Origin of the sequence: Fulvivirga ulvae (genome assembly GCF_021389975.1) — a bacterium.
Taxonomy (GTDB): domain Bacteria; phylum Bacteroidota; class Bacteroidia; order Cytophagales; family Cyclobacteriaceae; genus Fulvivirga; species Fulvivirga ulvae.
Genome location: NZ_CP089981.1, coordinates 182,711 through 201,613 on the forward strand (window position 1 = coordinate 182,711; position 18,903 = coordinate 201,613).

General features: G+C 42.7%; 14 protein-coding genes. 9 read left to right on the plus strand and 5 right to left on the minus strand.

Annotation, left to right across the window (positions count from 1 at the left end):
• Positions 1-150: 150 nt before the first annotated feature.
• Positions 151-5,193 carry a putative type IX secretion system sortase PorU2 gene (gene porU2, locus LVD17_RS00780; protein ID WP_233764045.1) on the minus strand — a complete coding sequence of 1,681 codons (5,043 nt, stop codon included), beginning with the start codon at positions 5,191-5,193 and terminating at the stop codon, positions 151-153.
• Entirely contained in the window at positions 5,190-6,263 is a 1,074-nt protein-coding gene (locus LVD17_RS00785; protein WP_233764047.1) for a putative type IX sorting system protein PorV2, read from the minus strand. The genes porU2 and LVD17_RS00785 overlap by 4 nt, the downstream gene beginning before the upstream one ends.
• Positions 6,264-6,666: 403 nt before the next feature.
• Between LVD17_RS00785 and LVD17_RS00790 the strand changes: the two genes are divergently transcribed.
• From LVD17_RS00790 to LVD17_RS00820, 7 genes are all read left to right on the plus strand, one after another.
• Positions 6,667-7,005 carry a PadR family transcriptional regulator gene (locus LVD17_RS00790; RefSeq protein ID WP_233764049.1) on the plus strand — a complete coding sequence of 113 codons (339 nt, stop codon included), beginning with the start codon at positions 6,667-6,669 and terminating at the stop codon, positions 7,003-7,005.
• A gap of 54 nt (positions 7,006-7,059) precedes the next feature.
• The gene (locus LVD17_RS00795) at positions 7,060-9,528 is read left to right on the plus strand and encodes a PspC domain-containing protein (RefSeq protein ID WP_233764051.1); all 2,469 of its coding nucleotides are present in this window, start codon (positions 7,060-7,062) and stop codon (positions 9,526-9,528) included.
• A 577-nt stretch (positions 9,529-10,105) separates the two neighbouring features.
• Positions 10,106-10,546: a carboxypeptidase regulatory-like domain-containing protein gene (locus LVD17_RS00800; RefSeq protein ID WP_233764052.1), complete on the plus strand. Its 441-nt coding sequence runs from the start codon at positions 10,106-10,108 to the stop codon at positions 10,544-10,546.
• Positions 10,546-10,971, plus strand: a complete 426-nt coding sequence (locus LVD17_RS00805) for a DUF3995 domain-containing protein (protein WP_233764053.1) — start codon at positions 10,546-10,548, stop codon at positions 10,969-10,971. Before LVD17_RS00800 ends, LVD17_RS00805 begins: the two co-directional genes overlap by 1 nt.
• Positions 10,972-11,048: 77 nt before the next feature.
• Complete coding sequence (locus tag LVD17_RS00810) at positions 11,049-12,452, plus strand: S41 family peptidase (RefSeq protein ID WP_233764054.1); 1,404 nt, start codon at positions 11,049-11,051, stop codon at positions 12,450-12,452.
• Positions 12,453-12,568: 116 nt separating this feature from the next.
• Positions 12,569-13,411 (plus strand): sigma-70 family RNA polymerase sigma factor, encoded by an 843-nt coding sequence (locus LVD17_RS00815; RefSeq protein ID WP_233764055.1) that lies wholly within the window; start codon positions 12,569-12,571, stop codon positions 13,409-13,411.
• A 94-nt stretch (positions 13,412-13,505) separates the two neighbouring features.
• A complete protein-coding gene (locus LVD17_RS00820) occupies positions 13,506-13,961 on the plus strand; it encodes a carboxymuconolactone decarboxylase family protein (protein WP_233764056.1) in 456 nt (151 codons plus the stop codon).
• 55 nt (positions 13,962-14,016) lie between these two features.
• On the opposite strand, the gene LVD17_RS00825 is transcribed toward LVD17_RS00820, so the two are convergent.
• Genes LVD17_RS00825 through LVD17_RS00835 form a run of 3 tightly spaced genes read right to left on the minus strand, consistent with a single transcriptional unit; the run spans position 14,017 to position 16,959 of the window.
• Positions 14,017-14,388 carry a DUF7009 family protein gene (locus tag LVD17_RS00825; RefSeq protein ID WP_233764057.1) on the minus strand — a complete coding sequence of 124 codons (372 nt, stop codon included), beginning with the start codon at positions 14,386-14,388 and terminating at the stop codon, positions 14,017-14,019.
• Positions 14,372-15,220 carry a formate dehydrogenase accessory sulfurtransferase FdhD gene (gene fdhD, locus LVD17_RS00830; RefSeq protein WP_233764058.1) on the minus strand — a complete coding sequence of 283 codons (849 nt, stop codon included), beginning with the start codon at positions 15,218-15,220 and terminating at the stop codon, positions 14,372-14,374. Before fdhD ends, LVD17_RS00825 begins: the two co-directional genes overlap by 17 nt.
• A gap of 44 nt (positions 15,221-15,264) precedes the next feature.
• Positions 15,265-16,959, minus strand: a complete 1,695-nt coding sequence (locus LVD17_RS00835; RefSeq protein ID WP_233764059.1) for a formate--tetrahydrofolate ligase — start codon at positions 16,957-16,959, stop codon at positions 15,265-15,267.
• 223 nt (positions 16,960-17,182) lie between these two features.
• Here LVD17_RS00835 and LVD17_RS00840 point away from each other — a divergent pair, with 223 nt between their 5' ends.
• Both LVD17_RS00840 and rbp read left to right on the plus strand, forming a co-directional pair.
• Positions 17,183-17,902, plus strand: coding sequence for a tRNA1(Val) (adenine(37)-N6)-methyltransferase (locus LVD17_RS00840; protein WP_233764060.1), 720 nt, complete (start codon positions 17,183-17,185; stop codon positions 17,900-17,902).
• A 363-nt stretch (positions 17,903-18,265) separates the two neighbouring features.
• Complete coding sequence (rbp, locus tag LVD17_RS00845) at positions 18,266-18,520, plus strand: RNA-binding regulator (protein WP_233764061.1); 255 nt, start codon at positions 18,266-18,268, stop codon at positions 18,518-18,520.
• Positions 18,521-18,903: the final 383 nt, after the last annotated feature.

Here is an 18,903-nt window from a genome sequence, read left to right on the forward strand (position 1 = left end):
CTCAAAAGAGCGGGATGATTCCGGTTTGAGTGTATTTGTTCTGCCCGTATTTCTGAATAGTAAGCTTTACCAAACTTTCAGAAGTTTAGTAAAGCTACTGCCCGGTTCTTTCCCACATTCAGGCCAAAAGGCTTACAAGGAAATTTGTGATCAACGCAATAGATACATCTTTCCAAACCCGTTTTTAAAGGCCTTATCAGCCGAGGTTGCCCGATGATCCAGTGTTGCTCCATTCTGCCGCACTATGACCCTGTAAAGATAAACCCCATTGGCCAGCTGATCCCCAAACTCATCCTTACCATTCCATGCAAAATCAGTAACGTTATTACCAATTCTAACCGGTCCGAGTTCATTTTGTGTTATCTCCCTTACTATTTTTCCTGACACTGTCATGATCTGGATCTTGATCTCATCAGGGACCTCACTTCCTGTCAGGGTAAAAATAAACCGCGTACTGGAAGAGAAGGGGTTCGGGTAAGGATAAAAGTTGGTAATAGAAGACTCGAATACAACTTCAAAATTAATAGAATAAGGTTCGCTACCCGAGGTGTTGCCGCTGGCATCTTCGGCCTCCACCCTCAAAGTATAGATGTAAGGGTCCGTTTTAGCGGGATCGTAGTCTTCGTTGAAGTCGGGCTTATACTCTATACGGAAATCATTTTCATCATCAGCAGGAAACCACTGTAATCTTTCAGATGAGAACGGTATACGTTTGAAATCGCATGCTTCACATTTACGGAGGAAAATGTTCACATCAACGGTATCCTGCTTAAGTATGAACTGGTTTTCGTCCTTCATCCGGATTGAGATCAGTGGTGTAGGTGAGACAATGTCGCCATCCATGATATAACTGCCATCAAAAACCACATCAATTAAAGGATTAATATTGTCTTTTATCACTTTGAGGTATCCCTTATGATCAAAGACATTGTTTTCCAGGTACTGTTCGGGATACTCATTAGGATTTACAAAAACGTTGTAATCATTGAGCCCTACTTTACCTAATGTCTTCAAATTAAGGTTAAAACTGGTCGTATCTCCCGGTGTTGGGGATTTGATCTTAACATTTTTAACTTCCGAAGACCGACTCTCCTGATTGAACAGGGTATACTGCACGGTAAGGGAATCCGGAAAGTTTTTATCTGAAATATTTTTGAATCCAAAAGCAGTTTCAACCACATCACCTTCCGGGCGCTCTTTCTTATCTGCCGTATCATCACCAACGAGTAAAATACCTTCCGGGACTCCTGAGTATAATACCTGCCACTTGCGAAGCTGACCCGGAGTAAGGTTGACGTCATCCTGTATGTTATATTTCAATCTTAAAAAAGGATATTGGTTTGCGTCTATACCAGTAATATCTACAACTTTTGCTGTTTCATTATCACGCAATAGCAGTTCGTCTCCGGCTGGGTTTATACCATAAACGTCTATACCATAAATATCTGTCTGCGGCACTTCCGAAATAGCCACATGAGACAAAAGGGACTGCCATTGAGAGGCCGGGCCTATAAGTGTAGAGTACATCATACCATCGGAATAGATGCCTGTTATATTCTCATCCAGCTCTATTTCCTGCTCATTAGCCGGGGCTATGGTGGCTTTGATTTCAGTGGCACTACCAGCTGTCGCGCCCTTTTTCCCGAACAACATGTAAGGTTCCCCGTCGGTAAGTGCATTAATATTGGCGGTAGATGCACCAATCTCTGCCAGTTTGGTTTTTACGGCAGCAGACCACAGGCTAAACTGAGGGTTTCCAATAGTGAAAATAATAACAGAATCTCCTTCGCTGATATTGTCGATACAAGTAAGAAGGTTTTCATCACCTGCTTCAAATTCTGCACGTGTAAAACTATTAATGACCTGAGGTAATCTGCCGCAGGTTCGGCTGTCAGTAATAATGAATGGAATCGCAGGGTATGGAATCGTTGAAGATTTATCAAAGGCAAGGATGTTCAAGGTGTTATCACGACATGGCCTTCCATTGGCAATGATGTATTCTGTACCATTCAGTTTTACTGAAATATCATACACTCCAGCCGGGTTTGCTGCACCAAAGGTTTTCACGTAAACATCTATTTCAGACTCTTTATAGATAAGTTCTTTGTTGGGGATATCCCTGTCCAGACCATCCAGCTCGTTTTCATCGTATTGAGAAAATTTACTTTGAGACCATCCTTCAGGGCCATCTTTAATATATATGAATGAACTTACAGCCCACTCCTCATTCTCATCCTCTCCGGTCTGGGCAAATTTTGACCTCCAGAAATATACCACACTGTCATTCGCAGCAATATCCGGTAGTAAGGATACCTGCCAACTCGCCAGCAATTTGCTATTGATGGTATTCTGCTTTTTAAACGGGCTGTTAAATGTTTTTACTGTGTCTATTTCAATGACAAAGTCCCGGCTGTCGGTCAGAATATCAGTGGCTTGTACCAACAATTCAACCGGTTGAGAGGAGACAATGGAATAATTAACCGGATACAAATTTTTAGTGCCGAATAATGGTATAAAGGCATTGAGTATTGCTGTATTGTTGCCTTCATTGAGTTCGTCCACCTCTGCGGTATAGTCGAGTTCAACCATAAACTGGTTGTTTCCAAAGCCCGCCAGTGTTTCATTTTTAATGACTATGGCAAGGGTATCCTGAAAATACACAGGTGAAAAAAGTGAGTCGTACACCATTACATTATTGTTACTCAAAGTCCGGGTTACCCTCATGCTCAAATTTCTGGAAGAAACCCTTCCGAAATTTCTGACGATAACCTTTACGGCAAAGGAATCAGACTGAGCTGACACCACTCCTCCATCAAAAGACTCGAGGTATACATTATTATCATTTATCTCATAATCAGCTTTTTCAGAACCAAAAAGCATCACGGCCGGATCTCCCAGCAAAACCATCTGATGCACTTGCGTAACATTTGCAGGCGAATTACCCGATGTGGCCATATACCTTTTGATGGTCTCCTTCATGATATCCCCTACCCCTTTGCTGATGTAAACCGAATCGGCATATCCTGTACCGTAAAAAGTATCTGTATATTTCTTGAGGTTGGTGGCAAAACCAAACGAACTATGGGCAATAAACCCAAGGGCTCCTTTATCTTCTGCAAGTACCCAGTCTTCACCAAAAAGTACATTGGCATTAAAAAACTGACCTGCATTACACCCATTCACCAGGAAGAAAGGGTACTTACCGGTGTTGTTATATCCAAGCAGAGGGTCTGAAACATACCCAATATCAATATCAGTCACTGATGGTGCAGAATGTCCATAAAAGGTAACCATATTGAGACCGTTATTAATCTCTTCGTCTACATTGATAAGCTCTACGGTACTGTTAGACTCTTTGGAAATGGTTTTTGATTTTCCTCCCAAAAATTTATTTTCAGCAATATTTGAAAACCCGTCCATATAATTTCTGAATACAGCAAGCTCTGTAGTGGAAATACCTCCGCTAAGGTGCAGTAATCTTTTTCTCCACAGGGCATCAAACGGCAAGGCCTCCATTTCCTTGACCTTATCGAGATAGGCTAAAACCTGCCCCGCGTTAACAGCCGGAAGACGGCCTACCGGCACGGCAGGCTCGTAGGTAGTACCATCCAGACCGGCAGTAAATACAATGTCCGAGGGAGGAGAGCCAGCTGAAGGTACCAGGTCTCTTACCTGATAAGTAACCCCAAATTTTGTAACAGGGACATATCCGGTAGCATTTCGGTGAAAATTAGCCCCGGGATCGATACCCTTCCCTATCAGGAACAGGTATTTTGGATCACCATTGTCCACCATATATCGCATAAACCGATAAATGGCCAAAGGATTAACAATGCCGTAGTTAAACTGATTATAAAGCATGGTAATATCTGCTTTGAGTACATTAAACCCAAAGGAAGCCCTGTAGTCAGCATAGGCCTGAACCGGATCGCTCACACCACCGACAGGGTTCATCAGTATCGGGTGACTAATGATCAGGTAATCATAATTAGCAGCATTAATATTCTGAAAATTGACCTTACTAAGAACTGGTGTAATAAATGACGTGCCATTAACCCATAGTTTCCTTGCTGCACTGGTATTATCAATCATAGCACTGATCGTCGACCCTGATGTATTATACCCAATTTTCCTGACGTTATCCGTGTCTGTTATATCAAAAATCAAAGGCGTGACAGGGGCATTTTGTATTTCCACATAGGATTTATTGCCCGCGTTTACATTCAGGTTAAACTTTTTACTGTTGGCTGCGCCCATGTTGAAGGATTGCGGATAGACCAACTGCAGGTAGGAAGTACTCAGCCGGTCATTATTTCCACTAACACCTAAAGCTGATACCCTCACATATAGCTCACCGCTGGAGTTGATATCTGACCAGTTTATTGCCCCATCAAACAAATATGTATTATACTGATCAAACTGTACCGGCCCGAGGGACCTTAATGTTGCCGGATTCTGGCCAACAAATATTTCTGCCCGGTGTGTCACATCATCACGTCCCACCAGCAGTACCCTCAGCCGGGGGTTGCCTGCCGATTGCACTGAAAGGTTTACGCCACTAAGTATATAATCCACGAATTGCCCTTCCTGGATCATTTGGCCGGTCCAGCCTTCGCCATAGTCGAAATAGCTATATTTGGTAACATCGCTGGCATTAAAGCTACGTCCTCCTGAATATTGATTTATGTTTATTGTGGTGATCTGCTCTCCGTGGGAAGCCTGAGTAGGAAGACCATTAATGTTATTTTCTGAGAATGTCGCCATCCTTTTACCGTTGACGGGTAATACATTGTATGTAAGGAAATAAGCGGTGGTATCAGTATAGATATTATAAAGCTGATGTGGCTGTGCCGATGTTGGCTGATATAATTCAGTATCTGATCTACCATCATTTTTCTGCCCGTAGAATTCTATGTAGTCAGAGGTGTTGAATATGGCATCACCCTGCCCCTGTACATGGATGGCCTGCTCCTCACCCATATGAAAAAGCTGTAGCCTCCGCGGGTCCACCGAGTTTACTGGAAATCCAGCATTGACAAGATCTGCGTGGGATATTCTGTAGATGCCCTCTCTTGCAACAGGGATTTTATAATATTGCTTGTTATAATCAATCCACTCATTGCCATAGTTCTGGGTATGCCCAGGTACTGAGATTAAGGTGAGTAGTATCAAATATGCTAATTTCTTCATCATTTTTTATTCAAACCGGCCTTAAGTGAGAAAACATGTGAATAAAGCGACTCGGACTGATCTCCTATATCCGTGAGTGCATAATCGATGGTTATGCTCCTGATCTTTACTCCCAACCCAAAATTCGTCTGAAAAGTTTTGTATGTCGATTCATCGAAATCCTTTACTTCCTGAATATTACCTGCTCCCATTCTGAGAAAAACAGTCTTCTTGTAGTCAAGCTCCAAACCCATGGCAGGCTCTATGGAAGCAAAATCCGATTTTACAACAGTATTGCGCTTACCATCAAAGGTCGTGATAAGATCCAAAGAAGCCAATATGCCAAACTTTGATTTTACAGGTATATACTTACCAACACCCAATATAGCCTTAGGTAAAGTCACCTCCACGGAATTTTCCGGTATTTCATTACCTGTTTGCGTGTATACATCAATCACGAGTTCCGTATTATGGGTCCAGGCGTTGAATGTGCCTGTAACATCTCTTAACATTAAACCAAACTGCCAGTTTTTACGCTCCAACTGAGCTCCAGCGTCAAGCCCAAAACCCCAGGCATTAGCAAAATCACCAGCCTTGCGATGTACAATTTTAAAATTCGCACCCAGTTTCAAGCCTTTAATCAGGCTTACGCGGCGGGCATAGGTTAGCAAAAAAGCGTAATCGGCAGCCGAGAAGAAGCGGATTTTATCATAATTGATTGCCCCGTTGGCATCATACAGGAAACGCGTATCCGGAATATCGTCAATGGCAAATCGGATAATTGAAATTCCTAAATGGCTCATAGAATCAACAGGAGTAGCAAATGCTGCATAGTCATACTTGGCAATTCCGGCAAAGTACTCGGCATGCATGAGTGTAAATTCATATTGGTCCTTCACTTCCAGCAGACCGGCCGGGTTCCAATAACCTGAGGTAACATCAGAAACATGAGCTACCTGACTGCCGGACATAGCCAGCCCCCTGGCTCCTACACCAATAGATAAAAATTCATTACTGTATTTGGGAGTACTCTGGGCCAGCACTTCGAAGGATATTAAAATAAATACAAAGCTGAATATAGTATTTTTTGCCATTTGATTTGCGCCTGGGTGATATCTGTAAATATATCTAAAATGAATCCCCTACAAAAGAAGTTTTTGCTTCATAAAGTTCAATAGGTTGATACTTTCTTAAATAAGAATGTAACAAATATCTATCTAAAACAACTTCATTTTTTAACAATTCAAATATTTGGCATAATATAAATACGAACTTTTAATACAAGCTAATATTTTTTACTTAGTACTTGGCCATACACAGTACCTTTTCCGTATACTTGATCAAGGTCAAAACTCAGAGGTGTTTTGATGGAGTGGCTAAGCCAGCTTATAAAGTCTCCTAATTAAGTCAATATCCTAAAGGATAAGGGCTTACCAAAAGATTCGACATGAGCAGGACAGGGCCACCCACTGACATCTCTTCTAAAAAGTAAAATGTATGAATTTAGAAAACACACAAGTGCAGATGCGGAAGGGCATTCTTGAGTATTGTATTCTGCATATTATCTCCCGTGGAGAGGTCTATGCCTCCGACATGCTGGAGGAATTAACAACAGCAAAGATCATGGTTGTTGAAGGTACTTTGTACCCATTGCTTACCCGGCTAAGGAAATCGGGCCTGGTAGAGTATAAATGGGTTGAGTCAAATTCAGGTCCACCCCGAAAGTATTATACGCTGACGGAAAAAGGCAACAGTTTTCTCGGTAGCCTTGACAGTACCTGGAAAGATCTGGTAAAGTCAACTAAATTAATTACTTCAAAAAAAGTCAAGAGCTAACCTGACAGCAGCTTACCAGAAACCATTAACACTATCGATTAAAAACTCAGAACAATGAAAAAGAATATCAGTATAAATATCAGCGGCATCATCTTTCACATCGAGGAAGACGCATTTGAAAAGCTCAGAGATTATCTGGACTCCATAAACCGTTACTTTTCCAGTTTCGAAGGCAGCCAAGAAATCATAGCTGACATTGAAAGTCGTATAGCTGAAATTTTCCTTGCCAAATTAAACGAAGGCAAGCAGATTATCAATGCGGAAGATGTTGATTCATTAATAGCTACCATGGGTAGTATTAAGGATTTTCAGGCAGTGGAGGAGCAGGACACTCCTGACGACGAAGAGAAAACCGAAAATTCTCAAGAGGGGTCACAACAGGCATGGTCCGATACAGGCTCAAAAAAAATGTATCGTGACGAAAAGAGGAAATTGTTGGGAGGTGTATGTGCCGGTATGGCTCATTATTTCAACATAGACCCTCTCTGGATACGGTTAATCACCCTTATCCTGTTTTTAGGAAGCTATGGAGGGTTGGTATTGGCCTACATCATCCTTTGGATAGTGCTGCCCCCGAACTACGACCTTTCCGAAGACAAGAAGCTTAAAAAAATGTACCGCAACCCTGACGGAAAGGTCATAGCCGGTGTATCATCAGGCGTAGCCACCTACTTCGGGGTGGATGTGGTAGTGATCCGGGTGCTGTTTGTGATTTTTACGCTTATCGGCGGTTCGGGTCTGCTGGCTTATATTATCCTCTGGATCATACTCCCGGAGGCTAAATCTATTACTGACAAGGTACAAATGCAGGGCGACCCGGTTACACTTAGTAACATAGAATCGAATATCAAAAAAGGACTTAATGTAAAAGAGGGCGAAGAAAACATTCTGATCAAGATCTTACTTTTCCCTTTCAGGTTGCTTGCTGCCATCATCAACGGTTTAGGTAAGGTACTGGGACCTGTCATGCTTTTTCTGGTTGAGTTTATCAGGGTTATTGCCGGTGTAATATTCATCCTTACAGGTGCCTCTTTTGTGCTGGCGATGGTCATAGCTTTGGGAGCGCTACTCGGTGTTTTCACCACCGGCTTCCTGTATGACCCCGCATTTGGCGATTATGAAAGTATGGGGCTTCCTCTGGAGCTTATTTCAGATAGCTTTCCTATGTTTACTTCTGTTGCTGCCTTTCTGGTAGTAGCTGTACCCAGCATTTTTCTCATCCTTTTAGGAGCATCAATCATTGCCAAGAGAATTATTTTCAATGCCACAGCCGGATGGTCATTATTTGCCATATTCATTATCAGCGGAATAGTGGTTTCTGCCAACGTACCAAGAATTGTTTACAACTTCAGGGAAGAAGGCGAGCACAAAGTGACCGAAACTTATGATCCTGGCAACAAAACAGCCGTTCTGACGCTTAAGGAAGTAGGTATGGAAGACTATGATGTCACCACACTTGAATTAAGAGGCCATAGTGGTGATAATTATGAATTGGTCCAGGTATTCGAATCACGCGGCCGCTCAAGAAGGGATGCGATGGAAAATGCACAAATGATTACTTACAATGTGGCTTTTACAGACTCCGTTTTCACATTTGACTCCAATATCAGGTTTAAGGACGATGCCATTTTCAGGGCCCAACACCTTGACATGACGTTATACATTCCATACAACAAGCCTTTTATGATGGATGAGGACATGAAGCATATTATAAGAAATACGATCTACCGAAACGGTTACAGGGTATCCGACATGGAAAACAACACCTGGATGTTTACCGAAGATGGCAGCTTAAAGTGTACCACATGCCCTGAAAGAATAAAAGAACGCTACCAAGATGAACACTATGACGAAGATACCAACGAGAGATACTCTACCGAAACCAGCCCTTATCGCCATGGAGAATTTGACAAAGAGTATACCTTCCATGATGGATTTGAATCCATTGAGGCGGAGAGTGCATTCATCATCAATGTGGTAAATGCCGAAGCTTATAAGGTGGGCATCAATGGTGAGGATAGGTACCTGGATAATGTAGAGGTTTACGTGGAAGGCGACAGACTCTTTATCGATTATGACCGCCGAAGAAAGCTGAAATTGCATGACCTGACCAGAGATGGCATTGAGGTCACAGTTTATACACCTGAATTAACAGAAGTCAACCTTTCAGGCGCATGTAAATTTTATATGAATAACTTCAGGCAACGCAATCTTGACATTTCCATGAGTGGTGCATCACACGCCAAGCTTACAGCTATTTACGTGGATGACATGGAGTTAGAGCTTGCCGGGGCCTCTGAAATGATCCTGAGCGGAGAAACCTCAAATTTCAGGGCTGACCTTGCCGGAGCTTCCCACCTGGATGCTGATGGTTTCAAGGCTAACAATGCATCGGTAGAGGCTCATGGGGCCTCCACAGCAAAGGTATATGTGACCGATGAGTTGGAGATTGAAGAAACCTTTGCCAGCAAAATAAATCACCGCGGTGGTGCCAGGGTTACCAGTGAGCGCAATGGCTTGTAGGATTCCGGTGCAGATGAGGCTAAGGGTCTCGTTCACCTAATCCCCTTAAAATGAATCCCGTGGGCTGTCCCTGACAGCCCACTACTTTTTTTTTGCAGATACCCATTGCGACTCTTAATGCTGCTCATTAGAAGTATTGTATGAGTATGAGTATGGGTACGGACACTGCCAAGCATACCTCATAAATTTTAACATCTCCGTCCCCGTGGGCTGTCTGGGGACAGTCCACGGAGACGGTGTCATTTATTTTTGAAGTTCAATCCTTACTAAATCATCGATCACTTCTTCACCTTTTACCGATCTTTCCCTGCAGATGTCTCTCAAAGAGGCTCCATGCCATTTTTGCCTGCACATATCTTTACTTCGGGGTTTGGCGACTAAGTATGTAGTCAAAAATTCATGCACTGCCCTGATCCGGGAGATCCTGAATAGAGGCTGACAACAATTACAGTTTCCCAAAAGAAAATTTCAGGATGACGGGTACTTAAGGATGTCTTTTATTGATGGATATTATTTGTTTTCTTTTTCAATTCCCATGATCAGATGTAACTTTATTTCAAACCAGCATAGAATAAACATGAAGTACGTATTACTATTTCTTATGGCAGTATCATTTATAGCTTGTAAAAGCAGCACGGCGCAGCAGGTGTTGCAAGGGATTAAGGGGCAGGTTTTGTGGTTTGAAGGAAATTTCATGCCCGGGCCCGGCCAATCCAATAAGGGCAAGCCCGTGCACAGGACGGTGCTTATTTATGAAGTAACTTCTATGAATAATGTTGTGCAGGAGAACCAGCTTTACGAGAAGGTTCCTTCAAAATTGATAAAAACTATAGAAACAGATGAGAATGGCAATTTTTCAATTCATCTGCCTCCCGGAAGGTATTCCGTCTTTACCAAAGAGGAAAATGGATTGTTTGCCAATGTATTTGATGGTGAGGGCAACATTAATCCGGTTACTGTAAAGCCGGGAGAAATGACGGAGATAACCATAGATATCAATTACAAAGCTGTTTACTAATGATCAGTATCTTATCTGCCATTAATATTTCTATCCTGACATTACTGGGTTTTCTGCATATTTATTGGGCATTTGGAGGTAGCTGGGCAGCCGAAAAGGCCTTACCCGAATCACCGGAAGGTAAACCGCTGTTCGCACCGGGCATATTTGCCTGTATAGTTGTTGCTGCTGGTCTGCTCATATTTGCTTCAGTATTTATATTCCATTCATTTATCTCTATTACTATCCTACCAGAGTGGTTTATGGCTAATAGTCTGTGGTTCATAGGTACAATTTTCATTTTACGTGCCATAGGCGACTTCCGGTATGTTGGGTTTATGAAGAAAATCAGGCATAGTACTTTTGCTTCTCTTGATACCAAATACTACTCCCCGCTTTGTCTGTACCTGGGCATAAGCAGCTTTATTATAAACCTTGGTATCTAATTTTTTTCAATTGACCAAAAGAATTTTTTTTCATGGTCTGACGTTGCTATTTTTGTATCAAAAAAATATTAAATATAATGCTAAAGATTAACCGCTCGATTCTTCTGTTATTAACTGTCCTGATCGGCTTCTCAAGCTGTAAAGATGACGATGCCTCTTTAACTCCTGAAGAACAGTTAAAAATAGATACTAACAACTGGCTCTACGATATTATGAAAGAGGTTTACTACTGGACTGACGAAATTCCTGCCGATGTGGACAAAACCCAGGAACCCGAAGATCTTTTTTATGAGCTTCTGTATCAGGGAGACAGGTTCTCTGTTATTGTACCCAACTATGAAGAGCTTATCAACTCACTGAGCGGTGTAAGCAAAGATGCCGGCTATGAATTTGCCCTGGCCAGGGTCGAGGACAGCAATGATGTTGTGGCCATTGTGTTATATGTCAAAGACAATTCATCAGCCAAAAGCATAGGACTGAAAAGAGGAGACGTGATCTATCAAATCAATGGTACAACCATCACTTTATCAAATTATCAAACACTGGTCCCTGAAATTTACAATAACCATTCTATCAGCTACAGAAGGTACAATGACCTGATAAGCAGCTACGAAGATAAGGGAACAGCCAACCTTACCGCAGTGGTTTTGGCTGAAAACCCTAACCTGATGGACACAGTATTTACCATCGGCGACAGGAAAATAGGTTACTATGTATATAACTTTTTCTCTCCAGGACCGACCGACGCAAAAGCATATGATGCCGAAATGGATCAGATTATAGCCAGTTTTAAAAGTGCCGGTGTCAACGAAATGATCCTTGACCTGAGGTACAACAGTGGTGGCTCAGTATCATCTGCCACTAACCTGGCCAGTCTTCTGGCCCCGGGTATCAGTACCTCAAGCATTTTCTATCAGAACCAGTGGAACGATCTGTACCAAAACTACATAGAGAGCCAACCTGATGGTGACGACATCCTGAGGGGGAAATTTTTAAGTAAAGCAGATAATATAGGAAGCGACATAGGGGGCCGGCTGTATGTACTCACCGGCTCAAGAACCGCTTCTGCCAGCGAACTGATCATTAACGGACTTGATCCTTATATGGATGTTACTATCATTGGTGATACTACGGTAGGGAAAAATGTAGGTTCTATTCCTATTGAAGATCAGGATAATGAAGATAATGAGTATGGCATACTTCCTATAGTATTTAAGATCTTCAATAGTGAGATGTACTCAGGTTATGACAATGGATTTTCTCCTTTGGGAGACAACCTGGTCAACGACTTCCAATATCCCATGAAGGCTCTGGGCGATATCGAAGAACCATTGCTGGCGCGTGCAATAGAACTGATCCAGGGCTCAAGCACAGGCGGGCGTCAGGCCAGGGCTACAGGCGAAGGATTTACCCCAATTATGACTTCAGTGGATAAAAAGCAACGAACAAACAGGCTGATCCTTGACAGGCCTCTGAAATAAAACCTGTCAGAGCTTCATAACGACGGCTACTTCTCGATGAGTAGCCGTTTTTATTTTATATGGCTTCTATGGCAGATTTTATTCCTTTTCCCTAGTTTCACTAAAAAGAATGAGCCATGCCATTTAATATTGACGAGTATCAGAAAACACTTTTTCCCTATGCCTATAATATTTTGGGAAGTGCCGAAGATGCAAAAGATGTCATACAGGACACCATGATCAAGTGGCAAAGTGTAGACCATGGCAAGGTTGAAAATCAAAAATCTTATCTCATCAGATCGGTCATTAATGGCGCCATCAACTTCAAGGGCAAACAAAAAGAAAGGCTCTCCGACTACCCCGGGGAATGGCTGCCTGAACCGGTGTACCTGGAAACGGAGATGGACCGCAGGCATATTCTCTCTTATTCATTACTGGTTTTACTTGAGCAATTAACAGCAAAAGAAAGAGCCGTTTTCATTTTGAAGGAGTCATTCGATTTCAGTCATGCAGAAATATCTGAGCTACTAAACATTTCTATTGAAAATTGTCGTCAGATATTCAAAAGGTCAAAACAAAGGCTAAACCCAACAGCAGTACCTCATACGGGAAAGGACGAAGCTAAACTGAAACAGTTTGTAGAAGTTATGTTAAACGGCAACGCTGAGGCTTTACAGCAGATGCTCACCAACGACATTAAGGCCGTATCCGATGGAGGAAAAGAAGCTTCGGCGGCAAGAAAAACCATTTTTGGCCCTGAGAATGTCAGAAAATTACTGCTTGGGATTTTCGAAAAGTTCTTCAAAGGCTCAGAGATTGAGATAAGCTATACCACGCTGAATCACCAGCCTGCCCTTTTATACACCGAAGGTAATACCATTCATCTTTGCCAGGTATTGCAGCTCGATGAGTCCGGAAATATTGAGAACATCTACTTTATAAGAAATCCTGAAAAGCTAAAGAACCTGATCCGCGCATAACTTTTTCAAAAAAACCGAAAAATATGTCACGCGCTCCTTCGATTTTCTGTCATATCCATGAAATCACTTTTAAAATCTAAAAATCATATAAATCATGGAAAGAATTTCGTATCAGGAATTGCCGCAGGGTGTTTTTACCGGGATGTTAAAAACTGAGGAGCATTTACGTCAATGTGGAATAAGCACTAAAGAGCTGGAGCTTATGCGTTACAGAACTTCGCAGATCAACAACTGTGCTTACTGTCTGGATATGCACTTTAAAGAGGCTACCCATGCAGGGGAATCGCCTCTCAGGCTATATTCAGTTTCTGCCTGGCGTGAGACACCGTACTACTCTGAAAGGGAACAAGCCATGCTGGCTTTGGCTGAAGCATTGACACTGCTGCCAGAGAAAGGGGTACATGAAGACTTGTATGAGGAACTTCGTAAACACTTTTCAAAAGAAGAGATTGCGAACTTAACCCTGGCAGTTGCTCAGATCAATGCATGGAACAGGGTGGCTACCTGCTTCAGGTTTACTCCAGGAAATTACAAAGTAGGACAACATTAAAAAAAGAGTCTGAAAGAGTGCCCTGGAAATATTACCTGGCACTCTTTCATTTTCCTTAGCAGGTATCGTTTTGAGGATTATCAAAAAGGTCACTTTCATCTTCTCCTCGTCTTGGGTTAAGACACTGAAAGTCCTTTTCCACCAAAATATACAGCTTATCCCCTTCGTTCAATGGCTGTTCTGCATCAAATCCCACCTGATTGGTGTTTACCCATTTTTCAGAAATCTCCGAGGGTATATTGACCATGATAAAATCAGCATCATAGCTGGCGGTAACCTCAGGCTGATCCGTCACCTGCAGTGTATAAATGAGTTTACGGGGACCGAAGTCAATACTATCACTGGTCCTGCCTTCATTCTTCAATTCTTCAACTTCACTCTGCGAGAGCCTAAACCTCAGTGTATTGCCCTTAATTCTTATTTTCATAGGTCAGTCTTTCTCTTCCACAATATACATTAAAGCTTTGGTTTCTGACAAACCCCAGTAAGGTCATATTAAAATCTTCTGCCAGGGCCACCGCCAGACTTGAGGGCGCTCCAACTGCAGCCATCAAGGGTATGCCCGCCATTAGCGACTTTTGTACCAATTCAAAACTTGCCCTTCCACTTACCAATACAAAGTAATCAGACAGGGGCACCATCTGTTTCACCAAAGCCGCCCCTACAAGTTTATCAAGGGCATTGTGCCTGCCAACATCTTCTCTCATGATGATCAGATCTCCTTTTTCATTAAATAGCCCGGCAGCATGTAAGCCTCCGGTGTATTCAAATACCTGCTGTTCATGGCGCAGCGTGGCCGGAGCCTGGTGAATAATATTTTCATCAATCCGCAGATCAGAATTCAATACCGGACAACCGGTTTTTACTGCATCTATTGATGTTTTACTGCACACACCACAGCTGGATGAGGTGTAAAAATGTCTCTCAATCTTTTTAAAATCGATTTTCACGGCCGGTGACAGTTCCACACGCACCACATTTTCCCGTTCTTCCTGTTTGCCGGCATCATAGCAATAGCGGATGCTTACTACTTCATCATGATCGGATATAATATTTTCAGTAAACAGAAAACCCAGCGCCAGCTCAAAATCATGTCCGGGCGTCCTCATTGTAACCGAGATGCTACGTTGCTCCCGTTGGCTTTCTTCCCCAAACCCTATCCGAATCTCAAGCGGCTCTTCAACAGCTATCAGGTCCGGCTTCAATTCTGGAGTACCCTCCCCTATCTTTAGTATTTCTGCTTTACCTACCCTGTTCATTACGGCTATCTCGCTTTTACTACAGGCCTCACCAGCTAAAAGTTTTAGCTTAACCCGGTGATCTTACCATTATTGTCTATATCCATACCCTCGGCTGCAGGTAGTGCCGGTAGTCCCGGCATGCGCAACATATTGCCTGTTACAGGTATGCAAAACCCTGCTCCTGCCGCAATTTCTATTTCCCTTACCGTAAGCGTAAAGTTTTCCGGCCGGCCGAGCCACTTAGGATCATCGCTAAATGAGTTTTGTGTTTTGGCTATACAAATAGGTTTATCATTCAGCCCTATTCTCTCAATTTTCTTCAGATTCTGCTTTGCTTTAGGCAAAAATTCCACATCACGGGCGCCATAGATCTTTCGTGCCACCGCCTCGATCTTCTCCTTCACGCTCCAGCTCCAGTCGTAGACGGGTTTATATTTTCCTTTAAATGACTCCACCGATGCCACAACCTGCTCTGCCAATGCTTTGGTACCTTCTCCTCCATACTCCCAGCCTTCGCACAGGGCAACACGGATCCCCAAAGCTTCACAACGCTGCTTTACAATATTGATCTCTTCATCAGTATCGCTGATAAATCTGTTGATGGCAACTACAGCCGGCACTCCATATATTTTAGTGTTTTCAAGGTGCTTTTCAAGGTTAAGCAAGCCCTTGGACAGGCTGACGGTATCCGGCTCCTTTAAGGTTGCCAGCGGGTGGCCTCCATGATATTTCAATGCACGTATGGTAGCTACTACCACTATGGTTTTGGGAGAAAGCCCTGAATAACCACATTTGATATTCAGAAATTTCTCAGCACCCAGATCCGCACCGAAGCCGGCTTCGGTTACCACATAGTCTGATAAGGACATACCCATTTTAGTAGCTATCACAGAATTTGTACCTTGTGCTATATTGGCAAAAGGCCCCCCATGGAGAATAGCCGGGTTACCTTCAAGGGTCTGAACCAGGTTAGGCTTAATGGCGTCTTTCAACAAAACGGCCATTGCCCCTTCAGCCTTAATATCTCTGGCAAACACGGCCTCTCCTGCATAGGTATCTCCAATATATATGTTACCGATCTTAGCCTTCAGGTCATCCATGTCCTTTGCCAGGCACAGTATTGCCATTATTTCGGAGGCTGCTGTAATGTTAAAACCTGTTTCCTGCATCATGCCTCCTGCCTTGCCTCCCATGCCGGTGACTATATTGCGCAACGACCGGTCGTTCATATCCATCACTCGTTTCCACTCCACTGTACGCGGATCAATACCCAGATTGTTTTTGGAATTTTGAATATTGTTGTCAATCATAGCTGCCAGCAAATTGTTGGCCTTTTCTATAGCTGCAAAATCACCCGTAAAATGAAGGTTAATATCCTCCATAGGTACAACCTGGGAGTAACCTCCTCCGGCGGCACCACCTTTCATACCAAATACAGGGCCAAGCGATGGCTCCCGAAGCACCACTGTAGTTGACTTACCTATTTGGTTCAAACCTTCGGTTAATCCAATGGAAGTAGTGGTTTTACCCTCACCAGCCGGAGTAGGCGTCATGGCAGTGACCAGTATAAGGTTGCTCTGGGCAACTTTCTTTTCATCGATCAGGTCCAAAGGCAGTTTTGCTTTATATTTGCCATACATCTCCAGGCTATCTTCAGCTATTCCTACTGACGCCGCTATATCACGAATATGACGGAGATCTGCTGATTGGGCTATTTCAAGGTCGGTTCCGGGCTTTCTTTTTACAGAAGTACTCATTTCTTTTTGTTCTTTATTTGGCTTACTAATATTCAAATTTAACAGGGTAATCGGAAACCATATTATTTTTCAGGGTGTATTTAACTGACTTTTTACCAGCCCGCTACATAACACAACCGATTAAGTTACCTCAAACATCAAAGTTTAACTGAAGTAGCAATGGCAGGATTTGTTGTTTTTAATTACATCACCATAGTTAGAGGCAGCTTTTTATATTTGTAATGTGAAAAGAAGAAAGGGACAATTCGATTTCAAGCAGTTTAGTATCAGACAGGAGTTCAGTGCTATGAAGGTAGGGACTGATGGAGTGCTGTTAGGAGCCTGGGCCAACATTGCAGGCTCAGCAAGGATTCTGGACATTGGCACCGGTACCGGATTAATTGCCCTGATGTTAGCCCAGCGGAATCCTAGTGCTGTTATTGATTCCATTGAAATTGATAAGGAATCTGCAATAGAGGCATCAGGCAATGTAAGCCGTAGTCCCTGGGCAGACAGGGTAAAGGTGCTTCATGAGAGTATTCAAAACTTCAGCAGTGACACATCGGCTACCTACGACCTTATAGTCTCCAATCCGCCATTCTTCAATGCGGGTACACCCTCACCAGCTGCCGGCAGGCACCAGGCCAGGCATACCAGTCAGCTATCTCAACGGGATCTTGTGCTGGCTACTGCAAAACTACTTTCAAACCACGGCAGGTTTTGTGTTATCCTGCCAGTCACTGAGAGTGAGCAATTTATTAGTACAGCTGCGGGCAGCAAATTATGGCCGGGCCGTAAAACTATCTTTTTTCCTAAAGCCCGCAAGCACGCTGAACGCCACCTGATCGAATTCTCCAGAAAAAATACTGCTTACAAAGAAGACCGGCTGGTTCAGTACGATGAGCATGGTGAATGGACCGATGATTATAAAAACCTGACAAGGGATTTTCATATTAAGCTATGACAGGTAAAGGGCCGACTGCCACCATATACAGTCTTTTAATCCGAGATAAAAAAAACACTGTTGTCACTGGACAATATAAGGCAACTGAACGCAGCGGTTTCTAATAAAAATTTGAAGATGACAGGCCACACGACTTCTAAAAAAGGAACATTAATTAAATAATTAATTGTATTTCAGTTAATTACAATTAAAACCATTTGAATGTTACCTAAAAATAAACAATAACCCTATCATTAGCATTAATCGATGAGTTCTACTATCTTTATAACGATATTTGGGCCTCATTGATATAGCGAGGGCCACTTTAGCCTCTGCTACTTCCTGACACTCAAACATCGTGTTTTTAATTAATTATTATTTCCAATGAACATTTTTGTAGCAAAGCTAAACTACCGAACCACCAGCGAAGAACTCCAAAGACAATTTGAAGCATTTGGTGAAGTCACTTCTGCCAAAGTTATTTTTGACAGAGAAACACAACGATCTAAAGGTTTTGGATTTGTTGAAATGCCTGACGATGATGCAGCCAGAGAGGCCATCCAGTCACTCAACGAAACAGAATTTGACGGACGAACTATCGTTGTTAAAGAAGCGAGACCGAAGACTGAAAGTTATTAATCGATAATAAATGTCAGTGTTACAAAACCACCTTAAATTATTTTGAGGTGGTTTTTTATTGAACTTTGTAGATGTCGCGCCTGTGATATTAGATATCATTACTGATTTAAGCAATTCATCAGATGGCCACAACCTACCTATGATTAAGTGCATTTCTTGCAAGTGTGAACTGCTTTTGTACCAAAAAGCCGCAGGGTCAAAGTCCCCTCCTAGCGTCGGAGAGGGCATTCCGCCAGCGCTAACCTACATACCTTGCCGGGTAAGAGCATGTGCGCAGAAACATTATAACTGATGTTTGAAGATACTACCTTTGTCAGTACCGCTGAATAGTTCTGCTTTACCAACTTTTGGAAGTTTAGTAAAGCCGCTGCTTGGTACTGTAA

Excerpts from the sequence above, each read along its gene's own strand:
- porU2 (WP_233764045.1), bottom strand. The coding sequence starts at position 5,193 with ATGATGAAGAAATTAGCATATTTGATACTACTCACCTTAATCTCAGTA.
- LVD17_RS00785 (WP_233764047.1), bottom strand. The coding sequence starts at position 6,263 with ATGGCAAAAAATACTATATTCAGCTTTGTATTTATTTTAATATCCTTC.
- LVD17_RS00790 (WP_233764049.1), top strand. The coding sequence starts at position 6,667 with ATGAATTTAGAAAACACACAAGTGCAGATGCGGAAGGGCATTCTTGAG.
- LVD17_RS00795 (WP_233764051.1), top strand. The coding sequence starts at position 7,060 with ATGAAAAAGAATATCAGTATAAATATCAGCGGCATCATCTTTCACATC.
- LVD17_RS00800 (WP_233764052.1), top strand. The coding sequence starts at position 10,106 with ATGAAGTACGTATTACTATTTCTTATGGCAGTATCATTTATAGCTTGT.
- LVD17_RS00805 (WP_233764053.1), top strand. The coding sequence starts at position 10,546 with ATGATCAGTATCTTATCTGCCATTAATATTTCTATCCTGACATTACTG.
- LVD17_RS00810 (WP_233764054.1), top strand. The coding sequence starts at position 11,049 with ATGCTAAAGATTAACCGCTCGATTCTTCTGTTATTAACTGTCCTGATC.
- LVD17_RS00815 (WP_233764055.1), top strand. The coding sequence starts at position 12,569 with ATGCCATTTAATATTGACGAGTATCAGAAAACACTTTTTCCCTATGCC.
- LVD17_RS00820 (WP_233764056.1), top strand. The coding sequence starts at position 13,506 with ATGGAAAGAATTTCGTATCAGGAATTGCCGCAGGGTGTTTTTACCGGG.
- LVD17_RS00825 (WP_233764057.1), bottom strand. The coding sequence starts at position 14,388 with ATGAAAATAAGAATTAAGGGCAATACACTGAGGTTTAGGCTCTCGCAG.
- fdhD (WP_233764058.1), bottom strand. The coding sequence starts at position 15,220 with ATGAACAGGGTAGGTAAAGCAGAAATACTAAAGATAGGGGAGGGTACT.
- LVD17_RS00835 (WP_233764059.1), bottom strand. The coding sequence starts at position 16,959 with ATGAGTACTTCTGTAAAAAGAAAGCCCGGAACCGACCTTGAAATAGCC.
- rbp (WP_233764061.1), top strand. The coding sequence starts at position 18,266 with ATGAACATTTTTGTAGCAAAGCTAAACTACCGAACCACCAGCGAAGAA.